The organism is Aeromonas sp. MR16, assembly GCF_022549315.1.
Classification (GTDB): Bacteria; Pseudomonadota; Gammaproteobacteria; order Enterobacterales; family Aeromonadaceae; genus Aeromonas; species Aeromonas aquatica.
In genome coordinates this window covers 1-25,311 of record NZ_JAKZFK010000035.1, presented here as the reverse complement: position 1 = coordinate 25,311, position 25,311 = coordinate 1, and the positions used below count along the sequence as shown (strand labels likewise).

Here is a 25,311-nt window from a genome sequence, read left to right as displayed (position 1 = left end):
TGTGTCATGAAACATATCAATCAAGTTCGTAAGTATTCCGCTCAGGTAGTTCGCAAGTATGCCGGTCCGGCCACTGTCGTTGTCGGTGCGGTGTTCGCTTCCTCTTCGGCGTTCGCCGTTGATCTGGCGACTACCTTCGCCGCTGCCCGTGCTACGGCTGAAGCGAACATGGATCTCATCCTGGTCGGCGTGTTCTCGCTGGCGCTCATCGGCTTCGGTGCGGCTCACCTGCTGGGCTGGACTAAGAAGTAATGTTCGCGGCCCTGTTATGGGCCCTCGGGGCAGGCCTCTGTTTCGTGCTTGGGTTCGTCTCGGGGGTTTACTCGGCATAACACGAGGGGGCGGGGAAACCCGCCTTTTTTTTATGAAATGGATCTTCGCCCTCCTGTTTTTATTTTCATTTAATGCTTTCTCTGTTGAATCTTCTCCTGCTAAATCAACAGGGGTTTACATGGGCAATTGCCCTGTAGTGGGTGGTTATAAATCATATAATGATTGTATTGCAGCAATCGTTGCTAATTTTAATGCAACGAATGCATATAGCAGTGCCCCTTACACGGTTTCTCCTTCAACTCCGCCCGCACTTAGCGTTAAAGATAAGTATGGACGCATCAGTAGCCCCGGGACTATGACTGGTGGTTCGACTGTAACTTCTTATTCTTGTCCTCCGGATGGCAAACCAAATTTAACGCTTGGTCCCATTGATTTAAATGGCTCTAAGGTTTGTCAAGCTCCTCCTAAAGTCTGCATGATGGGGGCTATTGTCCGGGTCGATAAGGACGGTAAGGAAACCTGTGTCCCCAATTGCAGTTCTGCCGCTGGCCTGACACATACCTCTCAATACTTCTTCCAGGCTGGTCCTGACCCTGCCTCTACTGCTGGTAATGTGGCTTGTTATGGGCAGTGCTCTATCAAGACCATGGGTGGTACTCAACTTGCTTCAGGTGCCTGGACGGGGAACTTTGCTTTCACTGGTGCCAACTGTTCTGTCGTTCGTCCAGAGCCCACTGTGGACTCTGAATCAAACACCTCTGGGAATGGCTCTGCAACGCCCGTAGACGAATCCACAACGTCACCGGGTACAACGGATGCCCTTGGTCAGCTCAATGGTGCAGCCTCTTCTGCAACAGGAACACCGGTTCAACCGACTGTGACTGGCCCTGATGGCACGGCCACTTTGAAAGATGTAACGAAAACCATTGCTGATGCTGCCAACGCTCAGATCAAGGCGACGTCGGCCCAGAACGTGGCGACCGGTAATCTGATCTCGAACACCAATAAGGATCTCCAGAACACCATAGTAAAGACCATGGGCGGTGGAGGTGGCGCAGCTGCAACGCTTCAAGCCCAGGGTAATGGCAAACTGGATGGGATTGGCTCGGCCATCGGCACGGGTAACGGCAAGCTCGACGGTATCCAGTCCACCCTGAACGATATAGCGGACAAGCTCGACGAACCGGGAGAAGAAACACCCTTTGTTCCAGGTGCGGGTTCGGGTGCGTTCTGGGAAAACGTGCTGCCTGAATCGGCGTTTACAGAAATCAAAGAGAAACAAGCCGACGCTATTCAAGAAATGAAGGATTTGGCAGCTGAGTTTCAATCCTCGGTTCAAATGACTGATTTGTCTGCATCGGGTGAGCCTGACGAATGGGCCTTGAACATGCATGGAACAGTATTGCCGTTCGGTGTGGGGGCGTTTCAGTTGATGCTGAATTTGGGCTTGGCTGCCCTTATTCTTTTCATCTGTGCGCTGTATGCCATTTATCTCATCACAAACAGGAAGTGAAATATGATAACCGAATTCATAAATTGGGTGTCAGGGATATTCACCGATGCACATGCGTTTCTGACCGATGGTGTCCCTTATATTGTCTCTAGGACGTTGGCTTATATTGTTGAAATTGGTGTTTACGTCAAGATTCAAGGTGAGCTGATGATGATAAAAGTGGGCTATTCTGTGGCCCATCAAATCATTCAGGATTTTAATATTTCTGCAATATTGCAGCCATTGATGAGTGCGTTACCGTCGTCGGTGCAGTGGTTTTTATTTCAGTCAGGGATAGTGGATGGCATGAATATGATTCTTCATGCTCTTGTCACTCGCTTTGTTTTGAATTTCTTGGGGTGGTGATATGGCCGTTGTTATTCGTCATGGGCCTAACGGCTCTTATAAGTCGGCATCAGCGGTATGGTATGACTTGCTGCCGGCCTTGCGGCAAGGTCGAATTTGTATCACTAACCTTGAGGGCTGTTATCCCCTTGAGGAAATCGCTAAGCGACTCGGGGAGACGTTCCCAGATACTACCCGCCTGTATCGTATTAACATCCTCCATGAGGATGCCTTGCGTCTCTGGCGGCGTTGGTTCCACTGGGCCCCTGTGGGGTCCTTTATCCTCATGGATGAGGTTCAGGATATATACCCCGATAAGTCGTGGAAAGAATCCGACTTGGATTATCAGCCCATTGAGACATATAAGGAACAATTGCCGCCGGGATTGATGGAGGATTATTATTCTGCTATTGAATCCTGTAAGCCTGAACAGTTCGAGTCCTGCGATTACGATGACACCGGTGCGTTATTGTTTGATGGAGATGGGCGTATTGTTTACCCAAAAACATTGAATGGGGCTTTTAAACGCCACCGTAAATTTAACTGGGATATTGTTTGTGTTACCCCTGATATAAATGATATTTCGCCAATCGTGCGCGGTTGTGCTGAATTGGCAAAATCACAAGCTAATAAAGACTCCTTATTCATATTCAAACGCAAGCCGAGGATATATGAACATAACCCGCGTCAAAGTGGCGTTCCGAATGCTAACTCTACGGTCTATCGTGAGAAAGTGCCTTTGGCTGCTTTTCTTCTCTACAAATCGACGCAAACCGGAAAGCAAACAAGGTCCGGCCAGTCGAAAGGCCCTTTCACATCACCCCTCTTTTATTTTTATGCGTTACTTATTTCGTTCTTTGCTGGTTATGCCATATATAACTATTCTAAGGCCGATAAAATTAATGCTGATATCGATGCTAATTCACCTGTGGCAACTTCTGAAAACAATCCTGCTGTGGCTGTTCAAGGTAATTCGCGTGTTCCTGATCATGTGGGCACTGGTGGCACTAACAAGGTATCTCCTGGTCAGCCTGTTTTTGTGAACCCCTATAACGCCAAAGCTGTCTATGTGACCGGCTCTGCCTTGGACACCCAGGGTAACGGCGTGGTGACGTTCGCGCTGTATGCCAAGGACGGCACCGAGTATCACACCAACAATGACGAACTCTTGTCCATGGGGTATGCCGTCCGCTTCAAGCGTTACTGCCAGGCCGAGCTGTTCAACGTCGATACCGGTCAGTCGGTAACTGTCTATTGTGAACCTTCCAAGTTTGTTGAGCCTAAGGCCCCTACGACGTCCGCTCCGGCGTTGTTGAATCCCTTCTCCACTACCGATAAGGATGCGGGAGGCGGAAAGGAGGAGGGAGCGGTCTAGCGGACGACGACGCCGCCGCCAGCCGATATTTTGTGTAACAGTGACGTTAATTTGTGGCAAATGGGTCAGCGAAAATAATTAGCGTCACAGTAACGAATAATTTGATAATTTACGTCACTGTGACTATAATTAGTACATCTAGACAGCAAACACGGATGTGACTCATGAAAGATCAAGCCGATACCGCCACTCTTGAACTCATCCCGCAACCTCGCCGCCGTGGTCGCCCCTCCACCGGTAACGCGAAATCCGGTGCTGAGCGCCAAAAGGATTACCGTGCTCGCCAGCATCATGAAAACGTCACAGTGACAATAAATAGGGATGATGTGTTGATGCTGAGCACCTTGCTCAATGCGGCTAAGTATTACGGCCCTCGCACTGGGGTCGAAGTGGATGCGGCATCCGTGCAGCGGCTCATTGCTGCGCTCGATGATGCCTGTGGTGGTGCGGCTTTAAAGTAACGGTTACTTAAATTGAGGTGATCGATATGATTCAGGGAATGATTTTTACGTTCGCGGTGCTGGCGTTCGCGGCGATGCTCGCTGCTGGCTATCAGTTCGGGTTTCATATTGGTGTAGGGTATGTGCTTGGTGCCCTGGTGGCCGCGCCGCTCTTGTCTGTGACATTGGTGTTTGGGCTGATCTGTCTGGCGGATTGGAGCGAGCACCGTGCCCGCACCAGACGCCGGGTTAGGTCAGCTGCCCATCGCGTTCAGGGTCAATGAACAGGGGCGCTAGCCCCTATGAGGCGCTCCCCTTACGTCAAATCGGAATGACGTAGGCGGGCGCCGGAACATACCCATCTGTCCCCATGCCCGGCTCCACCCCCTTCCCTGCTAAACCGTCTTTATTGCCCGGCTCTAGTGCCCAGGCGCAGCCTATGGGGCACGGCCAGCGGCTGCTGTGGCCTCCTGTCGAAGACAAGCGGGAGGAACCGCGCCAGCCGGTTTGGGGGCCCCCCGTGTAGTAATACGGGGGGAATTCACCCTGCTGCTTCCCATTGGCACGAACGACTGAAAAACAAAGGGGCCCGTAGGCCCCTTGTCTTTTTATCTGTACTTCCTGTATTTGACCCGTGGCGAGTGCCATCGTTTGAAATGCTCAGCGGCCATGACATCCAGAAGCTCGAGCCTTTGCCTGGTCATTTGGGAACCGGCTGGAGTGATAAGGTGATAACCGGACATGCGCCAGCCTTCCCAGTACCGCTCGAAAATTGAGGGTAGCTCTCTGCCTGCGGCCATCCTCATTACTCGTTTGTATATTGCGGGCATCTCTTTCCCTTCGTCCCACAATGTGACTTCCGTCACAGATACAAAACAAAGTTTTGCGGTTTCCTCCTTATTGAATCCGCATTCAAACCAACGAAAAATGAAATTTCTTGTGAGATTACGTTCCATGTTATCCAAACCGTTAAAACTGGCTAATTCCAGCGGCGCCTAGTTTGAATCCCAATTTAACGTAATCTGTACGGTGACGCGGTTATCTTAAAGCAGGCCATCCAGCGCATGATCGGAGAACTTGTGCGCGTCGTCGAAGTACTCCTGCAGGGTACGCATGTCTTTGTGCCGTGTCACCTCGATGATCTTGTTCATGGGTTTGCCGGCGGTCACGGCCGAGGTGATGAAGCCTCGACGCAGGCTGTGGCCACTGACATAGAGATCGTCGATGACCTGGCCGGTGCGCCGCTTGATCATCAGGTTGATGCCCTGAGGTCCTAGTGGCTCAGGCATGAGTTGACCCCAGCGGTTCATGCGGCGAAACAGCGGCCCCTCGCCGATCCGGCTCTTCTTGAGCCAGTTGGCCAGCGCCGACACCGGGCAATACTGTTTGCCGGGGATGAGTGCAATTTCGGTCTCGTGGAGCTGATGTTTGCTCGGCTTGAGGCGAAGCCTTATCCCCTGACCCACAAAATCGAGATCGCTCACCTCGATACGGGCGGCTTCCGAACGGCGCAAGGCACCGCTGAACATCAGCAGCAGCAGGGTATGATCCCGCAGTCCCGCCAGAGTTGAAGTATCGATGTCGTCGAGCACCCGAATGAGCGGCTGCAGGGTCAGGGCCCCCGTCTTGCGTTTTCGATTATCGCCGAGCCGCACTATGCCGCGCATCATCTCCTTGATCTCCGCATGTTCGGTCGGCATGGGATGAATGCCCTTCTGCTTGAAGGCATAACGAATGCCGGCGAGTCGCCGCACCAGGGTCGCGGGTTTACGCGGCTCGCCATTGCGCAGCTCCCCCTTCCCCTCTTGCTTGTCCAGCCATACCCAATCGGCCAGAACGCCATCGGCCTGATCCGCCAGGAAATTCATGATGTCGTGATGGGTAGTTTGCAGCGGCTCCAGCTGCTGCAGCTGGCACCAGTAGACGAAGATACGGGTATCTGCCTCATAGGCATTGAGGGTGGAGTCCGCCTTGGCACTGCGCAAGAAGCGCCTGGCGCGGCTATTGAGCTGAGGATCGAACACCGCCTGCAATGACTGGTGAGCGGGGTTTTGAATGGTTGGATAGGCCACTTAAGTTGATGATTCTATGCGAAGTTTCGGAAGATCTTACAGGATCTTTCAGATCCATCAAGTATCGATAATGAATATTATCGATACTTATAAAGTCTTGGTTTTAACCCCCTTGGCATCCGCAATACAACCTCAGCATTGTCTGTTCTATTACACCAGTAATCAGGATCAGAGCTGCTATGATCCATATAAAAATTAGAGATAACGACCTTTGTTTTTAGAGTTCGCATGGTAAGTTATGCTGATAATAAGAAATAAAAAGGCCCCATTTCCAGGGGCCTTGTTGGTCATCTTTTTGCCAGCTTGAACAGCTCGAAGAAGTTGTGGCTGGTGGCCTCGGCCAATGCCGCCAGCGGCATCTGACGAAGGTCAGCGATGAACTGGGCAACATCTCGCACGAAGGCCGGCTCGTTCTCCCTGCCCCGGTGTGGAATGGGGGCGAGATAAGGAGAGTCGGTTTCGACCAGCAGCCGCTCGAGGGGCAGCGCCTTGACCACGGCCTGCAAGGCAGTGGCATTCTTGAAGGTGGCGATGCCGGAGATGGAAATATAGAAACCCATCGCCATGGCGGCCTCCGCCATCTCGAGGGATTCGGTGAAGCAATGCAGCACACCACCCACTTTATCTGCCGCCTCTTCGCGCATGATCTGCAGGGTATCCTGCTGAGCATCCCGGGTATGGATGATCAGGGGTTTGTTCAGCGCCCGCGCCACCCGGATATGTTCGCGGAAGGAGGCTTGCTGCACCTCTTTGTTTTCCGGCGAGTAGAAGTAATCCAGGCCTGTCTCGCCGATGGCAACGACACGGGGATCGGCTGCCTGAGTCAGCAGCAGCACGGCATCCACACCAGGATCCTGATTAAGCGGGTGTACCCCGCAGGAGGCAAATACCTGGGGGTAAGGGGCGATCGCCGCCATCATGGTCGGGAACTGTGCCTGGGTCACACTCACGCACAAAAAATATCCCACATTCTGCGCCGCCGCCTTGGCCAGCACTGCCGCCATGTCGGTTTGCTTGCTGCCATAGCTGAGGCGATCGAGGTGGCAATGGGAATCAACGAGTAACATACATAACCTTGCTTGTTTGCTTCTTAATCGATCTCACAACCAGCGATTAAGCCAGTTCATCAGATGAATGGTGGGGTTGGATAGCTGGCCCGGCTGGCAGGCCACCTTCAGGGCGACGAGCTGCTGCTCCGCCTCCAGCAATTTTTCACTGGAGTGACGCTCGGCCAGCTGCTGGCTGAGGGCCGTCAGATCCGGCATCGCCAATTGGTGGTGACCACAACCGGCCTGGGTCTTGAGGGCATCGCATAAAAACAGTTGCAACCAGTGCAGCCGTACCTGGCTGTCTTCTCCCAGTTGAGCGCAGACGCTGGCCGCGCGAGTCGGGGTTTGTGACAAGGAGACGAAGCTCTCCAGCAGGGTCCGGCGCGCGCCATCTTGCTGATCTTCCAGATAACGAAGCACACGCAGCGGTGCCCCCTGGCAGATCCGCACCTGGGCCTGAGTGGCCTGATGACCCTGTTCACTCAGCCAGCGCAGTGTCTCCCCCTCCGCCGGCAGCTGACAGACATGCTTGTGACAACGGCTGAGAATGGTGGGCAGCAGGCGGGAAACCCTGGAGGCGATCAGCAGCAACAGACTGTCGCCGGCCGGCTCTTCCAGGGTTTTCAGCAAGGCGTTGGCGGCGGACTCGGTCATGCGCTCCGCATCCGGAATGATCACCACCTTGCCGCGACCGAGCTGGGCCGTGCTCTGCAGGCGAGTGCAGATCTCGCGGATGGCCTCGACCCCTATGGTCTTGCTGTCGGCACCGAGGGTACCGAGATCCGGATGGTGTCCCTTGTCCAGCAACTGGCAGGAGTGACACTGACCGCAGGGTTCACCTCTCACCGGCTGCTGACAAAGATGCAACCGCGCCAGCCGCTCGGCCAACTGCTCCTTGCCAAGACCGGGATCGCCGAGCAGCAGCCAGGCGTGACCGAGGCGACCACGTTGGGCACTTTGGCTTAAGTTTTGCCAGTCCGGGATCAGCCAGGGATACATGAGGACTCGTTCGCCAAATAGTGGCCGAGGGCCGCCTCGATGGCGGCCTTGACTTGCTCAGGCGTTTGCCCGGCATCGATCACCTTGATGGAGTCGTCTGCTGCCGCGAGTTCCAGATAACGGGCGCGGGTGCGCACGAAGAAACCGAGCTGCTCCAGCTCGATGCGATCCAGCTCGCCGCGATGACGGGCACGCTGCAAACCGATGGCAGGATCGATGTCGAGATAGAGCGTCAGATCCGGCTTGAAGTCACCGAGCACCGCCTGCTTGATAGCGCCGATGAGCGTGGCGTCGATGCCGCGACCGCCGCCCTGATAGGCCTGGGAGGAGAGATCGTGCCTGTCCCCCACCACCCAGCAACCCTCTGCCAGAGCGGGTCTGATCCGGGTCTCGACCAGCTGTACCCGGGAGGCGTACATCAGCAGCAACTCGGCCTCGATGGTGAGGCGCTCATCGTGGACTTCTTTGACGATGGCGCGCATCCGCTCGGCCAGGGGGGTGCCACCCGGTTCACGGGTACACTCGATCCGCTCGATGCCGTGGGCATGCAGGTAGTCGGTGACGTACCGCACCGCGGAGCTCTTCCCTGCCCCTTCCAATCCTTCAATTACGATAAATTTTGACATTAGGGTTTCTTCAATATGAATTCGCGAACCGCTCTATTGTGTTCATCGAGGGTCTTGGAGAAGTAGTGGGCCCCGCCCCCCTTGGCGACAAAGTAGAGATAGTCGGTCGGCTTGGGGTTGAGCGCCGCCTCGATGGAGGCCTTGCCCGGCATCGCGATGGGGGTCGGCGGCAAGCCATCGATCACATAGGTGTTGTAGGGGTTCACATCGGTCAGATCGCTGCGGCGGATGTTGCCATCGTACCTGTCTTTGACCCCGTAAATAACGGTGGGATCGGTCTGTAGCTTCATGCCAAGGCGCAGGCGATTGACGAACACCGAGGCGATCTGCGCCCGCTCATCCGGCTGGCCGGTTTCTTTTTCGATGATAGAGGCCATGATCAGCGCCTCGTAAGGGCTCTTGTAAGGCAGGTTGGCCTGACGCTTTTCCCAGCTCTCCTGCAGGAAGGCCTTCATGTCTTGATAGGCACGGCGCAAGATGGAAATATCGCTGGCATGAGTAGTGTAAGCATAAGTCTCTGGCAGGAACCAGCCTTCCAGCTTGCCGTTGTCGATACCCAGCTCCTGGGCCAGATCGGCTTCGCTCTGCTCCACCGTCAGCCGCTCCAGATAGGGAGCCCCTTCGATCTGCTTGCGCCAATCCTCGAAGCGGGAACCCTCGACGAAGGTGAGGCTGAAATGAAACTCCTTGCCAGAGGCGAACAGGGAGAGGGTCTCCTTGAGCGGAGCCCCTTCCTTGATTTCATAGGTACCGGACTTGATGGCCACCAGTTCGGGATGGCCTCGCAACCAGAGACGCACCGCCCAGGGACTGGTGTCCCCCTCCCCCAGCTCGGCAATCAGGCGCGCTGCGTGGGCGCCTTTCTCGACGGTGAAGAGGCGCGTCGGCCCCTTGTTGGTGAGGGTCTCCACCTCTTGCCATTTGTAATATACATAGCCCCCGGCGACGGCAACCGACAGGGCAGCCCCCGCGAGCAGGGTGTAAAGCCGATTAAACTTCAATGACCAAACGCTCCTGTAAACGACGGCTCAATACCGGATTGGGATAGGCCTGATCGCCGATGCGGATCAGCGGCACTATGCCCATCAGGGTATTGGTCAGCCATACTTCCTCGGCCTGCCACAGTGACTCCAGCGGAGCCTCCACGACACGCAGTTCAATGCCCATGTGTTTAAGCATCATCATCACACGCCTGCGCATGATGCCGTCGACCCCCCCGCGGGAGAGATCCGGTGTGAACACCGTTTTACCACGACGCCAAAACAGATTTGCGCTGACTCCTTCTACCAGAAATCCACGGCTGTTCAATACTATACCTTCGACTCCACCCCGTGCGGCAAGTTCGCTTTTCAATAAAACTTGCTCCAGCCGCCCCAAGGTCTTGAGCCCCGCCAACATGGGGGCGTCACCGAGTTGTTGCTGGCAGACCAGCGCCGCGATGCCATCCTGCTGCCAGCCCTGGTAATGGCACGGGTAATTCCCCAGGGAGACGATGCGGGTCGGTGAGTGACAATCGGCACCATCATAGCCCCGGCCACCGCTACCACGGGTCAACACGACCTTCACGACAGCCTGCGTCTGCCCTGTCGCCAATTGCGCCACCTCAGTGGCCAGTTTGTCCCAGGGTAATTCCGCGAAACCGAGTCTGGCGCTGGCATGTTGCAGACGAGCCAGATGGGCCGGCCACCAGACAACCTGCCCCTGTTTCACCAGCATGGTGGTGAAATGGCCGTCGCCATATGCCAAGCCACGATCCTTGGCGGATAAGGCTTCTGTTGGCACTCCATTGATCAACATGCGTGTCCCTTTGATAAAAAAGGCCCGATACCAGGGTATCGGGCCCGACTCTTTGCTGAGAAAGCCGCCCAGAGCGAATTATACGCGCTTGAAGATCAGGGAGCCATTGGTGCCGCCGAAACCAAACGAATTGGACAGGGCATACTCAAACTGACCGGCTTTGGCCACATGAGGCACCAGATCCAGATCGCACTCCTCGTCCGGATTGTCCAGGTTGATGGTCGGTGGGACCATCTGGTCGCGCAGCGCCAGCACGGTAATGATCGCCTCGATGGCACCAGCGGCACCCAACAGGTGGCCGGTCATCGACTTGGTGGAGCTGATCATCAGCGACTTGGCATGCTCACCAAACACCTGCTTCATGCCGCGCAACTCGGCCACATCACCCAGCGGGGTGGAAGTGCCATGGGCATTGATGTAACCGATCTGCTCGGGAGCGATGCCGGCATCCTTGATGGCGTTCTTCATGGCACGAGCACCGCCATTCCCGTCAGAGGGAGGCGCCGTCATGTGATAGGCATCACCGCTCATGCCAAAGCCGACCAGTTCGGCATAAATCTTGGCACCGCGCGCCTTGGCGTGTTCGTACTCTTCAAGCACCAGCACCCCGGCACCATCGCCCAGCACGAAGCCGTCGCGATCCTTGTCCCAGGGGCGACTCGCCTTCTGGGGCTCGTCGTTACGGGTAGAGAGTGCCTTGGCCGCCGCGAAGCCACCCATCCCCATGGGAGTGGAAGCCTTCTCTGTGCCGCCGGCAACCATCACGTCCGCATCACCGTAGGCGATCATGCGACCGGCCATGCCGATGGCGTGGGTGCCGGTGGTGCAGGCGGTGGTCACTGCGATGTTCGGACCTTGCATTCCCTTCATGATGGAGAGATGCCCGGACACCATATTGATGATGGTGGATGGCACGAAGAAGGGGCTCAGCTTACGCGGGCCACCATTGACGAGGCTGCTGTGGTTCTGCTCGATGAGCCCCAGGCCGCCGATGCCGGAGCCGATGGCCACGCCAACCCGCTCTGCGTTCTCTTCGTTGATGACGAGACCGGAATCATCCAGCGCCAGCACACCCGCCGCCACGCCGTACTGGATGAAGAGATCCATCTTGCGGGCTTCTTTGCGGTTGATGCCGTATTGTTCGGGATCGAACCCTTTGACCAGGCCTGCGAAACGGGTCGCATACTCACTGGCATCAAAATGGTCGATGAGGGAAATGCCGCTCTGCCCGTTGAGCAGGGCTTGCCAGCTGGATTCGGCAGTGTTACCCACCGGGGAAAGCATCCCCAGGCCGGTCACCACGACTCTGCGTTTTGACACTGAGGTAGTCTCCGAGAGGTGTTTTGAGAGGGAGTAAACATAAAAGAAGCGGCCCTTGGGCCGCTTCTTTCAGAACAGGAACTTATTCCTGATTAGCGGTGATGTAGTCGATAGCCGCTTGAACAGTGGTGATCTTCTCGGCTTCTTCATCAGGAATTTCGGTATCGAATTCTTCTTCCAGCGCCATTACCAGTTCAACGGTATCCAAAGAGTCAGCGCCCAGGTCGTCGACGAAGGAGGCAGCGTTCTTAACGTCTTCCTCTTTAACACCCAGTTGTTCGATGATGATTTTCTTTACGCGTTCTTCGATGTTGCTCATGACCTGAATTTTCCTTTAAAAATACGCTATTGCGTCTGGTTGGGGTAGTTTATTCAATTGACTGGAGTTTGCAAGTAGCTTGCCGCTGGTCAAACCACGAAATGTGCCAAACTTCGGCGTACTATCGCAAATTTGAACAGATCTCACGACAAATTGATTACACCATGTACATCCCGCCATTAACATGCAGGGTTTCACCGGTGATATAAGCGGCGTCATCAGACGCCAAGAATACCACAGCGGCGGCAATTTCTTTCGGATCGCCCAAACGACCGGCAGGCACCTGATTCATGATGCCGGTGCGCTGCTCTTCGTTGAGCGCCTTGGTCATGTCGGTCTCGATGAAACCGGGGGCCACCGCGTTCACCGTGATGCCACGGGATGCCACTTCACGGGCCAATGACTTGGTAAAGCCCACCAGGCCCGCCTTGGCGGCAGCATAGTTGACCTGACCGGCGTTGCCCATGGTACCGACCACGGAACCGATGCTGATGATGCGGCCATGGCGCTTCTTCATCATGGCACGCAACACCGGCTTGCTCAGACGGTACAGGGAGGTGAGATTGGTGTCGATGATCTCGTTCCACTCGTCATCTTTCATCCGCATCAACAGGTTGTCGCGGGTGATGCCAGCGTTGTTGATGAGGATATCGATCTCGCCGAAGCGTGCCTTGATGGCGGCAAAGACAGTTTCGATGGATTCCTGGCTGGTCACGTTCAGTGCCATGCCGCAGCCCTGCTCGCCCAGGTAGGCGCTGATGGCCTCGGCGCCGTTTTCGCTGGTCGCGGTACCCACTACCTTGGCGCCACGGGCCGCAAAGGTTTCGGCAATCGCACGACCGATGCCACGACTGGCACCGGTGACCAACACAACCTTATCGGTAAAACTCATGACTCGCTCCTGTTACTTGGACTGGGCCAGCGCCTGCTCGAAAGAGCCAGCATCGTTGGCGTGAACACCTTCCACGCGTGCATCGATGCGCTTGGCCAACCCGGTCAATACCTTGCCCGGTCCCATCTCGATCTCGAGGGTGATGCCGTCATTTGCCATCCGCTCGACCGTTTCGGTCCAACGGACCGGGCTGAACAACTGACGCACTAGGGCTTGTTTGATGGCGGCCGGATCCTGTTCACAGGATACGTCCACATTATTGATGACTGCGATGCTTGGAACCTTGATCTCGATCCCATCCAGCGCGGCGGCCAATTTTTCGGCGGCCGGTTTCATCAGGGCACAGTGCGATGGCACCGACACGGGGAGTGGCAGCGCACGCTTGGCGCCGGACTCCTTCATCAGTACGTTGGCACGCTCGACCGCTTCCTTGTGACCGGCGATGACCACCTGCCCCGGGGAGTTGAAGTTGACCGGAGAGACAACCTGACCTTGCGCTGCCTTCTCGCAGTTGGCGGCGATGGAGTCGTTGTCCAGACCGATAATAGCGGCCATGGCACCGGTGCCTTCCGGCACGGCTTCCTGCATGGCGAGGCCCCGCAGCTCAACCAGCTTGACTGCATCGGCAAAGTTGAGCGCGCCGCTGCACACAAGGGCGGAATATTCACCCAGGCTGTGACCTGCCATGACGGCGGGAGTCGCCCCACCCTGCTGTTGCCACAAGCGCCACAGAGCGACGGAAGCGGTCAGCAGCGCAGGCTGGGTGCGCCAGGTCTTGTTCAGATCCTCGGCCGGGCCTTGCATGACCAGGGCCAGCAAATCGTAACCCAGCACCTGGCTCGCCTCGGCGAAGGTCTCTTTAATCACGGCGTGTTGCTCGGCCAGTTCGGCCAGCATGCCGACACTCTGGGAGCCTTGTCCCGGGAAGGCAATGGCAAATCGGGTCATCATTGATTCCTTTAAGGTAAGACGAAATCGACAAGCGGGCGCCCGAGACGGATATCAAGGGCGCGACTTGATATCAGAGGCGCACCAGCGCCGAACCCCAGGCGAAACCGCCGCCGAAGGCTTCCAGCAACACTAGCTGGCCCGGCTTGATACGGCCATCACGTACCCCTTCATCGAAGGCGATGGGTACGGAGGCGGCGGAGGTATTACCGTGACGATCCAGGGTCAGGATCACCTTGTCCAACCCCATGCCAAGTTTCTTGGCGGTGGCGTTGATGATGCGGAAGTTGGCCTGGTGCGGCACCAGCCAATCGAGCTCGCTTGGCTCGATGTTGGCGGCGGCAAGGGTTTCGGTCACGATCTCGCTCAGGCGCGTCACCGCGACCTTGAACACATCGTTGCCCTTCATATACATGTAGGCTTCGAGCTCGGCACCCGGCATGCCACGGTGTGGCTGCGGCAGCTTGAGCAGTTCCCCATAGCGACCATCGGCATGCAGATGGGTAGAGATGATGCCTGGTGCCTCACTCGCCCCGATCACCACGGCCCCGGCCCCGTCACCGAAGATGATGATGGTGCCACGATCCTTGGGATCGCACATGCGCGACAAGACGTCCGCGCCCACAACCAGCACATGACGAGCTGCGCCGGATTTGACGAACTGATCGGCGATGGCCAGCGCGTAGGTGAAACCGGCGCAGGCAGCGGCCACGTCGAAGGCCGGGATCCCCGGCACCCCGAGCATCCCCTGCAATTCACAGGCGGCAGCCGGGAAGGCGTTTTCGGCACTGGTGGTGGCCAGCACTATCATGTCCAGATCAGCCGCAGTCAGACCCGCCGCCTCCAGCGCCCGCAAGGCCGCCTGATGAGACAGGGTGGCGACGGTCTCGTCGGCCCCTGCGATGCGACGTTCACGGATCCCGGTACGTTCCACGATCCATTCGTTACTGGTTTCGACCATCTGCTCGAGATCGGCATTGGTACGCACCGCACTCGGCAGGTAACTGCCAGTACCCAGAATTTTGCTATGCATAGAGTTCTTATAAGTCCCTGTCGGAAAAGACAGATTCAAGGCGATCCGCTATTTGCAATGGAAGTTGATGCTTGGCCTCCTGTGCGGCCAGCAGGATCGCATGACACAGAGCGTGCCGTTCGGCCCGCCCATGGCTTTTTACCACAATGCCGCGCAATCCTAACAGACTTGCGCCATTATACTGGTCGGGGTTCAGGTAAGAAAAACGCCGTTTGAACATAAATCCGGCGAGTCGACCAAGAAAGCTGCGCTTTTTACGGGGATAGCCGGCCAATTCGGCCATCATCCGCACCACCCCCTCGGCCGTCTTGAGCGCCACATTGCCGACGAAACCGTCACAGACGATCACATCGGTTTCACCGCTGAAGATCCTGTCTCCTTCGATGAAGCCGACGAAGTTGAGTGCGGAGCACTGGCGTAGCAGCTCCGCGCTGTGGCGTACCAGATCGTTCCCCTTGATCTCCTCCTCCCCCACGTTGAGCAAGGCGACCCGGGGAGAAGCTATCCCCTCCACCTTCTCGGCGACCACAGACCCCATCACCGCAAATTGCAGCAGGGTATCGGCATCGCAGCTCACGTTTGCGCCCAGATCCAGCATCACGGTGCGTTTGCCGCCCAAGGTGGGCAGCGCCTTGATGAGCGCGGGTCTGTCGACGCCGGGCAAGGACTTGAGCACGCACTTGGCCATGGCCATCAGGGCACCTGTATTGCCGGCGCTGACGCAAGCATCGGCCTCACCGGCCTTGACCAGGTTCAGCACCACCCGCATGGAGGAGTCTTTGAGGGTACGCAACGCGACGATCGGTTTATCACCCATGGCAACGACCTGGGAGGCATGGACAAACCGAACGCGGGGATGAGTCAGCAAGCCATGTTGCTGTAACAAGGAGGCGGTCTGGTGTTGGTCACCGACCAGAATAAGTTTTAGCTGAGGCAGAAGAGACAGTGCCTGCACGGCGGCAGGCACTGTTTCCGAGGGGCCAATATCTCCCCCCATTATGTCTAGCGCGACAGTTTGCGTAGACAAAGGCAATCCTTAAGCGATTACCTTTTTACCGCGGTAGAAACCATCGGCAGTCACGTGGTGACGACGATGGATTTCACCACTGGTCTGATCAACAGTCAGTGCTGCAGCGGTCAGTGCATCGTGGGAACGACGCATGCCACGCTTGGCGCGGGTTTTACGGTTCTGTTGTACGGCCATGGTAGGCTAACTCCTAAAAATTCACTTACGTTTGAGCGCTTCAAGAGCTGCAAAGGGATTCGGCCGCTCATCAGCAGGCTCGATGTCACCCCAAGTCATTTCCATGTTTCCTCGCGGGCAGGCATCCATTGGATGCATAGCCACTTGAGGCAACGAGAGGATGAGTTCATCCTCCAGGATTTGATGAAGATCTATCTCGCCGTTTTCGTCCAATTCAATGGGCTCATAAGCTTCCGGCAGCTCTTCCTCGTTTGTTCTTTCGAACAGCGGAGTGTAGATAAAATCAGCTTCGCAAAGGTGCTCGAACGTCTCACCGCAACGTTGGCAAACCAGTTCGACCTTGGCATGGGCAGTGCCTTTCATAACGGTCAACTTCTGGATGTCTTTACCAAACTGCAGGGTGACGTCCACATCACTTTGCAAGCCTTCGGTTGATGCTTCCAGTCTGGGCATCTGCGACTTTTCCACTATCCCGACATAATCGAGTAGCTTCAAGGCATTACGGACTGGATCAACCTTAACGGGCAACTTCACCTTTTGCATAGGGCGCGAATATTATAGGTCCAACAAGGGATAGTCAAAGGAAAAAGTCCTTACCGCCGATGATTTTAACCACGCAGGCCCCTGAAGACAGGAACTTGCGTTCATCGGTAGCTGATTATGCCACAAACAGCGGGATCCAATACAGGATCCTGCACGATCAACCCTCCGTTCATCGGCTGCGCGGGCAAACTAGGTGAGCTTACCTGCCTGTTCAATTCCATGCTCGACCTGCTTCATCGGCCGGATCTGGTCGTGGTTCAGACCTGCGCCAGGTTCTGTACTCAACATGATGACGGATCTCATTGAAGGACATTATTGGAGCTTGTTTATGAAAGGCTTGATCCCTTGCTCGTTGGCGCTGGTTTTATTGATTATCTGTTCGCAGTCATCCGCGGCCGCCGAAGAGAAGACCACCGGACACGACTACCGGGAGCAGGAGATCGAGTCTTTCATCCCCTGTGACGCGGACAATGCGTTCTGGATACAGGGTGAGAACAAGGTGCTGCAATCCCTGCGAGACAAGTTGAGCAAACGGGACGAAAGTCATCCGGCTTCCCCCCAGCCGCTCTATGTGGAAGTGACGGGGCATTTCGAAGACAACCCCAATACAGAGGGACGCACGGCCGACTACGATGGCCTCTATCGCATCGAGTCCGTGCTTGCCAGCCGACCGGATAGCCCGGCCGGTTGCCCCCTGCTGGTGATGGATGATTGAATCAATATTTCGCCCTCGCTCAAGGGTTCAGGGGGTGGCCGTACAAAGGTTTTTTGCGCTCAACAGGGATGGCTGATGCCGAGGCATAGCCTCCATCAGGCGGCGAATGGCTTGGAAGCTTTCTAGAGCCGCCTTGATGGCGACCGGATTGACTATCCAGCCCGGCAGGCTGTTGCCCGGGTTGGTGTAAGTTTCAAGCCGGACCAAGGTACTCCCATCTGGTTGTGGCAGGGCTTCCCAGCGCCCATCGCTGGCCCGGATCCGCACCAGACCCGGCTGCTCACGCAGCGCATCGGGCTCGGCCCAAACCTTGAGCGCCAATCCGCAGTCGGCCCGTCTCGACACATGGGAGCGGGTGATGAGCTCCCTGTCCTGCACCGGCCAGGGGGATTCCAGTAGGGTATAGACCAGTTCATCATCGGCACCGGATCTTGCCAGCACCCGCACCTCGCGGCTCTTGGGCAGCCACTCCCGGTGCCGACTGGTATCACGCAGCACGGTCAGGAGCGCAGTAGGTTCGGCCATGACGCGCATCTCCAGGCGAAGCGCCAGGTAGGGACCCGGTGGACGTGGCTGGGTCCAGATGTTGACTCCCCCCTCCCCCTGCTGAGGTTGCCACCCCTGCCCCCAGCTCGAGAAAGTGATCAACATCAAGGCCAGTGCACAACATTTTTTCATCCTTGCCTCCCCATTCTCACTCCTATGCTTATAGCCGTTTTTCGTGCAGCCGCCCCATCTTCGTCCTGGGACCAGTCAATGCGCCCTCATGCTCTCGATTATTACCTGCCAAACCTCAGGATCGAGATCCTGACCGGCCTGTCTGTTTGCGCCAAACCACGCTGCCATATAGAATCAACCAATTGATTTATAAATGGATATCATCAGATTATGAGCGCCCCCCTGATCCTTGCCTCGACCTCCCGCTATCGCAAGACGCTGCTGGAAAAACTTGGCTTGCCGTTTCAATGTGCCTCTCCCGAGGTTGACGAGTCGCCTCTGCCGGATGAATCGGCCCAAGCCTTGGTCGCGCGACTGGCCTTTGCCAAGGCGGATGCTGTCGCCCGACACCATGATCAGGGGTTAATCATTGGTTCTGATCAGATGTGCGTGTGTGACGGCCAGATCCTCGGCAAGCCGGGCACGGTAGAGAAGGCGGTGGCGCAGCTGATGGCGGCGCAAGGCAAGAGTGTCACCTTCTATACCGGCCTCTGCGTGCTGGATGCGGCCAGTGGCAAGGCAGAGCAGCTGGTTGAACCCTTCACCGTGCATTTTCGCCACCTCGATGAGGCCGCCATTCGCCGCTATGTGGAAGCGGAGTTACCCCTCGATTGCGCGGGCAGCTTCAAGTGTGAAGGCATGGGCATAGTGTTGTTCAAGGGGCTGGAGGGGCGCGATCCCAATGCGTTGACCGGCCTCCCCCTTATCGGTCTGATCGAGCTACTGGCGCGCCATGGTTTGGCCTTGCCATAATTTGCTATAAAAATAAAAAATGACGAGATAAAAAACGGGAGCCAAGGCTCCCGTTTTGCTGTTGTGTCGTATAGGGCACTAACTCCGCAGCAGTCTCAGCTCATCCATGGTGTCGACCACGGCAACCGGATCATGGGCTTGCAAGCGCTCCCTGTCATGTACGCCCCAGGTAACCCCCACGCGTGGCATGGCGAGCGCCTCTGCCATCGCCATGTCGTGGATGGAATCGCCGATCATCACTGCCTGTCCGGACACCAAGTCCAGCTCATCCAGGATCTGGGTCAGCATCAGGGGATCGGGTTTGGAGTTCGCCTCGTCCGCGCCACGGGTGGCGGCAAACAAGGGACGCAGCCCAGTCTCATCCAATACCCGGTCCAGCCCACGACGGGACTTGCCGGTGGCGACCGCCAGGGCGATGCCCTGTGCGTGCCAGTGGTGCAGCAACTCGCTCGCCCCGGCAAACAGCGGGCTTGGCGTATCGTCATGCAGATAGTGATGGCGATAGCGGGCGATCAGGGCCTGAGCTCGCTCGTTTCCCTGCCCCAACCCAAACAGGCGAGGAATGCCCACCTCGAGGCTGAGCCCGATGATCTGATGCGTCTCCTGCGCCGTCGGCACAGGTTCGCCACAATCCCGAGCGGCCCCCTGCACGCAGGCGACGATCCGCCCCACCGAGTCCATCAGGGTACCGTCCCAGTCGAAGATGGCGAGCCGGATATCTTGCATCAGCGGGCCAGCTTGTTCAGGAAGCTGTCGAGCTCGGGAGCGAGCGGTGCTTCCACTTGCATCTCACGATCGTCGACCGGATGGGTGAAACTGAGCTTCCAGGCGTGCAGGAACAGCCGTTTCAAGCCTTGAGCGCGCATCTTCTCGTCGAAGGCAGCCTCACCGTATTTGTCATCGCAGGCGATGGGATGGCCAGCATGCTGGGTATGAACCCGGATCTGGTGAGTACGGCCGGTGATAGGGCTGCACTCGACCAGGGTCGCCTCGGCAAATTGACGAGCGATGCGGAAGCGGGTCTCGGATGGCTTGCCATCGCCGCTGACCCGCACCACTCGCTCGCCGGACTGCAGATCATTCTTGCGCAGCGGCGCGTTGACCACCTTGACGTGGGGCTGCCATTGGCCGCGCACCAGCGCCAGATACTGCTTGCGCATGGTTTTGACGCGCAGTTGCTCGTGCAGGCTGCGCAGGGCACTGCGTTTCTTGGCGACCAGCAGCACGCCGGAGGTGTCGCGATCGAGCCGGTGCACCAGCTCCAGGAAGCGGGCCTCCGGGCGCAGGGCACGCAGCCCCTCGATGACCCCGAAGCTCAGGCCACTGCCACCGTGCACGGCCATGCCGGACGGCTTGTTGAGCACTATCATGGCCTCGTCTTCAAACAGGATCTGACTCTCCAGACGCTGGATGCTGCCGAGGTTGGCGGAGGGCAGTTCGTTCTTCTCGGCCACGCGCACGGGGGGCACCCGCACCTCGTCGCCGACACAGAGTTTGTATTCGGGTTTGATGCGCTTCTTATTGACGCGCACCTCGCCTTTACGAAGGATGCGATAGATCAGGCTCTTGGGGACGCCCTTTAGCTGAGTCTTGAGAAAATTGTCGATGCGCTGCCCTTCATGCTCAGCTTCGATGGTGAGCAGCTGCACTTGTTGATGTATCTGTGTCATGGCGCGGATTTTAACACTGCCGGTGGTCCTTGGCTGCATGCTTTGTTAAAAAATGGCGTCTTGCTATAAAAGTGGTTTAAATGGGATAATAAACAAGGTTTTGTCATTGTGTTCAAGCCTTGTACTAAGTGGCCAAAATTTATGCCACCCAATCCCGAAACACCGTGTATACAAGAACATGACGGTTCCCGGGTGCGAGGTACAACGCATGGAGAACGCAAACAGAACCGATTTAATTGTCTCCACATCGGTATCCTTAATTCGTGCCTTCTCGAGAAGGCAGAACCAGAGTGCCCTTAGTTTGCGCCTCATGCATGCCCCAACCGGGAGGTTGCCCAAGCATGCTGAAGACCCGAGGCCGGCGCCGGCAGGATCCTGTGGAGGAATCAAAATGACAAAATAATGAGAACTCAATGAAAAGAATGCTAATCAACGCGACTCAGGAAGAGGAGTTGCGCGTAGCGCTGGTTGACGGACAACAGCTCTACGATTTGGATATTGAAAGTCCGGGACACGAGCAGAAGAAAGCGAACATTTACAAGGGTAAAATCACCCGCGTAGAACCCAGTCTTGAAGCTGCTTTTGTTGACTATGGCGCCGAGCGCCACGGTTTCCTGCCATTGAAGGAAATCGCCCGCAATTACTTCCCCTCCGGTTATTCCTATCAGGGTCGTCCCAACATCAAAGAAGTGGTCCGCGAAGGCCAGGAAGTCATCGTCCAGATCGATAAGGAAGAGCGTGGCACCAAGGGTGCAGCCCTCACCACCTTTATCAGTCTGGCCGGCAGCTACCTGGTGCTGATGCCGAACAACCCCCGTGCTGGCGGCATTTCCCGTCGTATCGAGGGTGACGAGCGGACCGAGTTGAAGGAAGCCCTGAATGGTCTGACCGTGCCGGACGGCATGGGCCTCATCGTGCGTACCGCCGGTGTGGGCAAGTCCCCGGAAGAGCTGGAATGGGACTTGAACGTTCTGCTCAACCACTGGGACTCCATCCACAAAGCCTCGCAGAATCGCTCGGCGCCGGTGCTTATCCACCAGGAAAGCAACGTGATCGTGCGTGCCATTCGTGACTATCTGCGTCGCGATGTGGGCGAGATCCTGATCGACAATCCGGTCATCTTCGAACGTGCCAAGTCTCACATCGAGCTGGTTCGCCCCGATTTCCTCAATCGCGTGAAGCTGTACAAGGGTGATGTTGCCCTGTTCAACCACTTCCAGATCGAGAGCCAGATCGAGTCAGCCTTCCAGCGTGAGGTGCGCCTGCCCTCCGGCGGCAGCATCGTCATCGATCCGACCGAAGCATTGACCTCCATCGATATCAACTCCTCCCGCGCTACCAAGGGCGGCGATATCGAAGAGACAGCGCTGCAGACCAACCTGGAAGCGGCCGACGAGATTGCCCGTCAATTGCGTCTGCGTGATCTGGGTGGCCTGATTGTCATCGACTTCATCGACATGACCCCGGTGCGCCATCAGCGCGACGTGGAGAACCGTCTGCGTGAAGCCGTGCACCAGGACAGAGCCCGCATCCAGCTGGGACGGATCTCCCGTTTCGGTTTGTTGGAAATGTCCCGTCAGCGTCTGCGTCCCTCCCTCAACGAGTCCAGCAGCCATATCTGCCCTCGTTGCCAGGGTCAGGGTGTGATCCGTGACAACGAATCACTGGCCTTGTCCATCCTGCGTCTCATCGAAGAAGAGGCCATGAAGGACAATACCGAGCAGGTACACGCTCAGGTGCCGGTCGATGTCGCCGCTTATCTGCTCAACGAGAAGCGCGCTTCTATTGCCGGTCTGGAACAGCGCAATGAGATCCGTGTCTACATCATTCCGAACCAGCATCTGGAGACCCCGCACTACGAGGTCACTCGCATTCGCAAGGGTGAGATCGCAGAAGCGGCCAGCTACGAGCTGAAAACCGAGATTGCCAAGCCGGTCTACCAACCGAAGCAGGCTCAGGTGATCGAGCGCGAGCAACCGCTGCTGCAAGGCTTCGTTCAAGCACCCCAGCCTGCCGCACCGACCGCCCCTGCCCCTGTGGTAGCACCGGCTCCGGTTGCCGCCGAGCCAGGTTTGTTTGGCAAACTGTTCAAGGCCATCTCCGCTCTGTTCGCATCCGATGCGGCACCTGGCGACGTGAAAGCGCCCGCCGAGAAACCGGCCGTACGTGAGGCGAGCAAAGAAGAGGGTCACCGTCATCAACGTGACGAAACCCGCAGCCGTGGCCAACGTGGTCGTCGTGATGACAACCGCGGCAACCGCCCCTCTGCGGAAGCCGGTGAGAAGCGTGAAGGCGCAGCCAACCGCGAGGGTGGTGAGAACCGCAACCGTCGCCCACGCAAAGAACGTGAGCCTCGCCAGGAACGTGAAGTCCGTGGTGAACAGCGCATGGATCGTGAACCCCGTCAGGAGCGTGAGCCCCGCGGTGAGCGCAACGAACAGCGTCTGGATCGCGAACCTCGTGAGCCGCGTCAGGAACGTGAACCCCGCGCCCCGCGCCCGGCTCGTGAACCCCGTGCTCCGCGCGAACCTCGCGCCGAAGTGGTCGTTGAAGCGGTAGAAGCCGTTCAGCTTGATACTGCTATTGTCAATGACGAGCCGCAGCAGGAGAAAGAGCAGAAGGTGGCCGAGCGTCGCGAACGTCGTCAACTGCGCAAGCAGGTTCGGGTCGATGTCGTGGCTGCCGAGACCCCTGCTCTGCCCGTGGACGAGCAGGTGAATGAGGTCGTCGATGCCCAGGCCGTGGCCGGTGAGCAAGAGGAACAGACCGACGGTCAGCGCCGCTCTCGTCGTACCCCGCGCAGCCAGCGGATCGAAGGCCAGCGTCGCAAGCGCATCAACGAAGATGCCCGTGGCCAGCGTGATGATGAGCCCCAAGCTGACATTCAACTGACTGCGGCCGCTCAGGCGGATGCGGCTCAGGTGAAAGTGGAAGAGCCTGCGGTACCCGTCGTCACCATCCCGAGTGCCGAAGCCGTTGCCGCCGCACTGCAAGCCTCTGCGGCGCTGACCGAGCACGTGATCGCCGAGGCCATCGCCGAAGACGCTCACGAGCAAGCCGAAGCTGTCGTTACCGCCCCGGCCGAGGTTGCTGAAGCTGTTGTCGCTGAGCCGGTGGCCATCGTCGCAGACGTGGCGCCAATCTCTGCTGCCGAGCCGGTGACTGCTGAAGTCGAAGTGGCTGTGATCGCCGAGGACGCGCCTGTTGCCGAAGCCGTCGTAGCTGAGGTGGCACCTGCTCCGATTGCGGTTGAAACTGCGCCCGTTGTCAGCGCCGAGTCTGCTCCTGCACCACAGGTTGAAGAGGTTGTGGCCCCGGCCATTGCACCTGAAGCCGTGGTCGTTGCACCGACTGAGCCTGCTGCCAGCGCCCCTGTGACCAAATCGGTCAACAAGGGTACCGGTGTATTGGCCCGCGCTCGCAAGGCCTCTGCGCCCATGGCAACGCCAGCAGCTGTGCCTGCCCAGGCTACTCGTGAGCCGGTGGTCCAGGCACCTTTGGTTCGTAACGAGGTCGCCAGCTCAGGCCGCCACGGTGGCAGCACCGCTGCCGTCAACGTGGCTAAGAGCCCGGCGGGTCGCCCCTGATCCGCTAGCTTGCTAGCCTGATAAAAGAGCCACACATTGTGTGGCTCTTTTTTTGTTTGTGTCCCGTCCTGAATATGGTTTACACCTTTCCCCCCCAATAAATGGAGAACCCGATGGGACAAGGTGTGAAACGGACACAGCGCGATTACTCGCTGACTTTTAAACTGGCGCTGGTCGAGCAGATTGAAAAAGGCGAGCTCACCTACAAACAGGCTCAGGCCCGATATGGCATTCAGGGCCGCTCCACCGTTCTGGTATGGTTGCGTAAACATGGTCGGCAGGATTGGAGCCAGGGGGCTTCTGTGCGCGCCGGCAGGAGCACTACCATGCCTGACCCCGACAACCAGACGCCCGAACAACGTATCAAGGAGCTCGAACAGCAGCTGGCGCTGATGAGCCAGAAGGCCCAGTTCTTTGAGGCCGTGGTCGATGTGCTGAAGAACGACTACGGTGTCTCCATCGTAAAAAAGCGACCCGGCAAGTCCTCTCGCAGCGGCAAGTCGAGAGGCTGACCATCGTCAGGGCTTGCCGGTTTCTGGGAATCAGCCGTCAGGCTTACTACAAGCGCAATCGGGTTGCAGACCTGCGCCACGCACAGGGGCTGCAGGTAGTGCGTTTCGTGCGTCAGGTACGGCTGCGACAACCGCGGGTCGGCACCCGCAAGCTGCATTATCTGCTGCAGGGTCAGGATGATGGCGGGCTCAAGGTTGGGCGGGACAGGCTGTTTCAGATATTGGCCGAGCATCGTCTGCTGGTGCAGCCCAGGCGGGCGTATCACAAGACCACCCACAGTTTTCACCGCTTCTACCGTCATCCCAACTTGCTCAAGGCAGGGTCGGAGCAGGTCACGCCGGTGGCACCGGAGCAAGTCTGGGTCGCCGACATCACCTATCTGCCAGCCAGGAGCGGGCCGCTGTACCTGAGCCTGGTGACGGATGCTTACTCACGCAAGATAGTGGGTCATCACGTGCACGAAGGGATGCACGCCGAGTCGGTGGCGATGGCGTTCAAGAACGCACTGAAGCAACGATGTGGCGGCGGGGAGCTTATCCATCACTCGGACCGCGGCGTGCAGTATTGCTCGGGGTTGTATCAGTCATTGCATGAACGGCACGGGGTCCGGTGCTCGATGACAGACGGAT

General features: G+C 57.3%; 27 protein-coding genes and 1 pseudogene. 10 read left to right on the top strand and 18 right to left on the bottom strand.

The features are described 5' to 3' along the window. Positions 1-6: 6 nt before the first annotated feature. The 6 genes from MM194_RS18945 to MM194_RS18920 all read left to right on the top strand — a co-directional run bounded on the left by MM194_RS18945 (position 7) and on the right by MM194_RS18920 (position 4,209). Positions 7-252 (top strand): hypothetical protein, encoded by a 246-nt coding sequence (locus MM194_RS18945; protein WP_241344479.1) that lies wholly within the window; start codon positions 7-9, stop codon positions 250-252. 112 nt (positions 253-364) lie between these two features. Then, positions 365-1,786, top strand: coding sequence for a hypothetical protein (locus MM194_RS18940; RefSeq protein ID WP_241344477.1), 1,422 nt, complete (start codon positions 365-367; stop codon positions 1,784-1,786). 3 nt (positions 1,787-1,789) lie between these two features. Beyond that, positions 1,790-2,131 (top strand): DUF2523 family protein, encoded by a 342-nt coding sequence (locus MM194_RS18935; protein ID WP_241344476.1) that lies wholly within the window; start codon positions 1,790-1,792, stop codon positions 2,129-2,131. Between the two features lies 1 nt (position 2,132). After that, positions 2,133-3,485, top strand: a complete 1,353-nt coding sequence (locus MM194_RS18930; protein WP_241344474.1) for a zonular occludens toxin domain-containing protein — start codon at positions 2,133-2,135, stop codon at positions 3,483-3,485. A gap of 164 nt (positions 3,486-3,649) precedes the next feature. Further along, positions 3,650-3,946 carry a hypothetical protein gene (locus MM194_RS18925; RefSeq protein WP_241344472.1) on the top strand — a complete coding sequence of 99 codons (297 nt, stop codon included), beginning with the start codon at positions 3,650-3,652 and terminating at the stop codon, positions 3,944-3,946. 26 nt (positions 3,947-3,972) lie between these two features. Next, positions 3,973-4,209, top strand: a complete 237-nt coding sequence (locus MM194_RS18920; RefSeq protein WP_241344471.1) for a hypothetical protein — start codon at positions 3,973-3,975, stop codon at positions 4,207-4,209. A 324-nt stretch (positions 4,210-4,533) separates the two neighbouring features. Here MM194_RS18920 and MM194_RS18915 read toward each other — a convergent pair whose 3' ends face one another. The 15 genes from MM194_RS18915 to yceD all read right to left on the bottom strand — a co-directional run bounded on the left by MM194_RS18915 (position 4,534) and on the right by yceD (position 16,727). After that, positions 4,534-4,725: a DUF3653 domain-containing protein gene (locus MM194_RS18915; protein ID WP_277605162.1), complete on the bottom strand. Its 192-nt coding sequence runs from the start codon at positions 4,723-4,725 to the stop codon at positions 4,534-4,536. A gap of 243 nt (positions 4,726-4,968) precedes the next feature. Further along, positions 4,969-5,910, bottom strand: coding sequence for a tyrosine-type recombinase/integrase (locus tag MM194_RS18910; protein ID WP_241344495.1), 942 nt, complete (start codon positions 5,908-5,910; stop codon positions 4,969-4,971). A 374-nt stretch (positions 5,911-6,284) separates the two neighbouring features. Continuing rightward, positions 6,285-7,064: a YchF/TatD family DNA exonuclease gene (locus tag MM194_RS18905; RefSeq protein WP_241344469.1), complete on the bottom strand. Its 780-nt coding sequence runs from the start codon at positions 7,062-7,064 to the stop codon at positions 6,285-6,287. Positions 7,065-7,097: 33 nt separating this feature from the next. After that, complete coding sequence (holB, locus tag MM194_RS18900) at positions 7,098-8,045, bottom strand: DNA polymerase III subunit delta' (RefSeq protein ID WP_033132162.1); 948 nt, start codon at positions 8,043-8,045, stop codon at positions 7,098-7,100. After that, a complete protein-coding gene (gene tmk, locus MM194_RS18895; RefSeq protein WP_241344467.1) occupies positions 8,030-8,671 on the bottom strand; it encodes a dTMP kinase in 642 nt (213 codons plus the stop codon). Before tmk ends, holB begins: the two co-directional genes overlap by 16 nt. Then, on the bottom strand, positions 8,671-9,672 hold the full coding sequence (gene mltG, locus MM194_RS18890) for an endolytic transglycosylase MltG (RefSeq protein WP_033132164.1): 1,002 nt from the start codon (positions 9,670-9,672) through the stop codon (positions 8,671-8,673). Before mltG ends, tmk begins: the two co-directional genes overlap by 1 nt. Continuing rightward, a complete protein-coding gene (gene pabC / locus MM194_RS18885; RefSeq protein WP_241344464.1) occupies positions 9,662-10,468 on the bottom strand; it encodes an aminodeoxychorismate lyase in 807 nt (268 codons plus the stop codon). Before pabC ends, mltG begins: the two co-directional genes overlap by 11 nt. Before the next feature lie 78 nt (positions 10,469-10,546). Further along, positions 10,547-11,788 carry a beta-ketoacyl-ACP synthase II gene (gene fabF, locus MM194_RS18880; protein WP_033132166.1) on the bottom strand — a complete coding sequence of 414 codons (1,242 nt, stop codon included), beginning with the start codon at positions 11,786-11,788 and terminating at the stop codon, positions 10,547-10,549. Between the two features lie 82 nt (positions 11,789-11,870). Further along, positions 11,871-12,107: an acyl carrier protein gene (acpP, locus tag MM194_RS18875; RefSeq protein ID WP_005300909.1), complete on the bottom strand. Its 237-nt coding sequence runs from the start codon at positions 12,105-12,107 to the stop codon at positions 11,871-11,873. A gap of 157 nt (positions 12,108-12,264) precedes the next feature. Then, the gene (fabG, locus tag MM194_RS18870; protein ID WP_241344462.1) at positions 12,265-12,999 is read right to left on the bottom strand and encodes a 3-oxoacyl-ACP reductase FabG; all 735 of its coding nucleotides are present in this window, start codon (positions 12,997-12,999) and stop codon (positions 12,265-12,267) included. 12 nt (positions 13,000-13,011) lie between these two features. Beyond that, complete coding sequence (fabD, locus tag MM194_RS18865; RefSeq protein ID WP_241344460.1) at positions 13,012-13,947, bottom strand: ACP S-malonyltransferase; 936 nt, start codon at positions 13,945-13,947, stop codon at positions 13,012-13,014. 73 nt (positions 13,948-14,020) lie between these two features. Continuing rightward, complete coding sequence (locus MM194_RS18860; RefSeq protein WP_033132169.1) at positions 14,021-14,980, bottom strand: beta-ketoacyl-ACP synthase III; 960 nt, start codon at positions 14,978-14,980, stop codon at positions 14,021-14,023. Positions 14,981-14,987: 7 nt separating this feature from the next. Beyond that, a complete protein-coding gene (gene plsX / locus MM194_RS18855) occupies positions 14,988-16,007 on the bottom strand; it encodes a phosphate acyltransferase PlsX (RefSeq protein WP_241344458.1) in 1,020 nt (339 codons plus the stop codon). A 9-nt stretch (positions 16,008-16,016) separates the two neighbouring features. After that, a complete protein-coding gene (rpmF, locus tag MM194_RS18850) occupies positions 16,017-16,184 on the bottom strand; it encodes a 50S ribosomal protein L32 (protein WP_081966227.1) in 168 nt (55 codons plus the stop codon). A 21-nt stretch (positions 16,185-16,205) separates the two neighbouring features. Next, positions 16,206-16,727 (bottom strand): 23S rRNA accumulation protein YceD, encoded by a 522-nt coding sequence (gene yceD, locus MM194_RS18845; protein ID WP_033131802.1) that lies wholly within the window; start codon positions 16,725-16,727, stop codon positions 16,206-16,208. A 328-nt stretch (positions 16,728-17,055) separates the two neighbouring features. On the opposite strand from yceD, the gene MM194_RS18840 reads away from it, so the two are divergent. After that, positions 17,056-17,442, top strand: coding sequence for a hypothetical protein (locus tag MM194_RS18840; RefSeq protein WP_241344456.1), 387 nt, complete (start codon positions 17,056-17,058; stop codon positions 17,440-17,442). A gap of 27 nt (positions 17,443-17,469) precedes the next feature. On the opposite strand, the gene MM194_RS18835 is transcribed toward MM194_RS18840, so the two are convergent. Beyond that, positions 17,470-18,120 (bottom strand): START domain-containing protein, encoded by a 651-nt coding sequence (locus tag MM194_RS18835; protein WP_052101148.1) that lies wholly within the window; start codon positions 18,118-18,120, stop codon positions 17,470-17,472. 210 nt (positions 18,121-18,330) lie between these two features. Here MM194_RS18835 and MM194_RS18830 point away from each other — a divergent pair, with 210 nt between their 5' ends. Continuing rightward, positions 18,331-18,912, top strand: coding sequence for a nucleoside triphosphate pyrophosphatase (locus tag MM194_RS18830; RefSeq protein ID WP_033131804.1), 582 nt, complete (start codon positions 18,331-18,333; stop codon positions 18,910-18,912). 78 nt (positions 18,913-18,990) lie between these two features. Here the strand turns inward: MM194_RS18830 and MM194_RS18825 are convergent, their stop codons facing one another. Both MM194_RS18825 and rluC read right to left on the bottom strand, forming a co-directional pair. Continuing rightward, positions 18,991-19,638 carry an HAD-IA family hydrolase gene (locus MM194_RS18825; protein ID WP_241344455.1) on the bottom strand — a complete coding sequence of 216 codons (648 nt, stop codon included), beginning with the start codon at positions 19,636-19,638 and terminating at the stop codon, positions 18,991-18,993. Next, positions 19,638-20,582: a 23S rRNA pseudouridine(955/2504/2580) synthase RluC gene (rluC, locus tag MM194_RS18820; RefSeq protein WP_202963165.1), complete on the bottom strand. Its 945-nt coding sequence runs from the start codon at positions 20,580-20,582 to the stop codon at positions 19,638-19,640. Before rluC ends, MM194_RS18825 begins: the two co-directional genes overlap by 1 nt. A 413-nt stretch (positions 20,583-20,995) precedes the next feature. On the opposite strand from rluC, the gene rne reads away from it, so the two are divergent. Next, a complete protein-coding gene (rne, locus tag MM194_RS18815) occupies positions 20,996-24,169 on the top strand; it encodes a ribonuclease E (RefSeq protein ID WP_241344452.1) in 3,174 nt (1,057 codons plus the stop codon). 113 nt (positions 24,170-24,282) lie between these two features. Further along, a pseudogene (locus MM194_RS18810) lies at positions 24,283-25,311 on the top strand (IS3 family transposase); the annotation flags it as partial.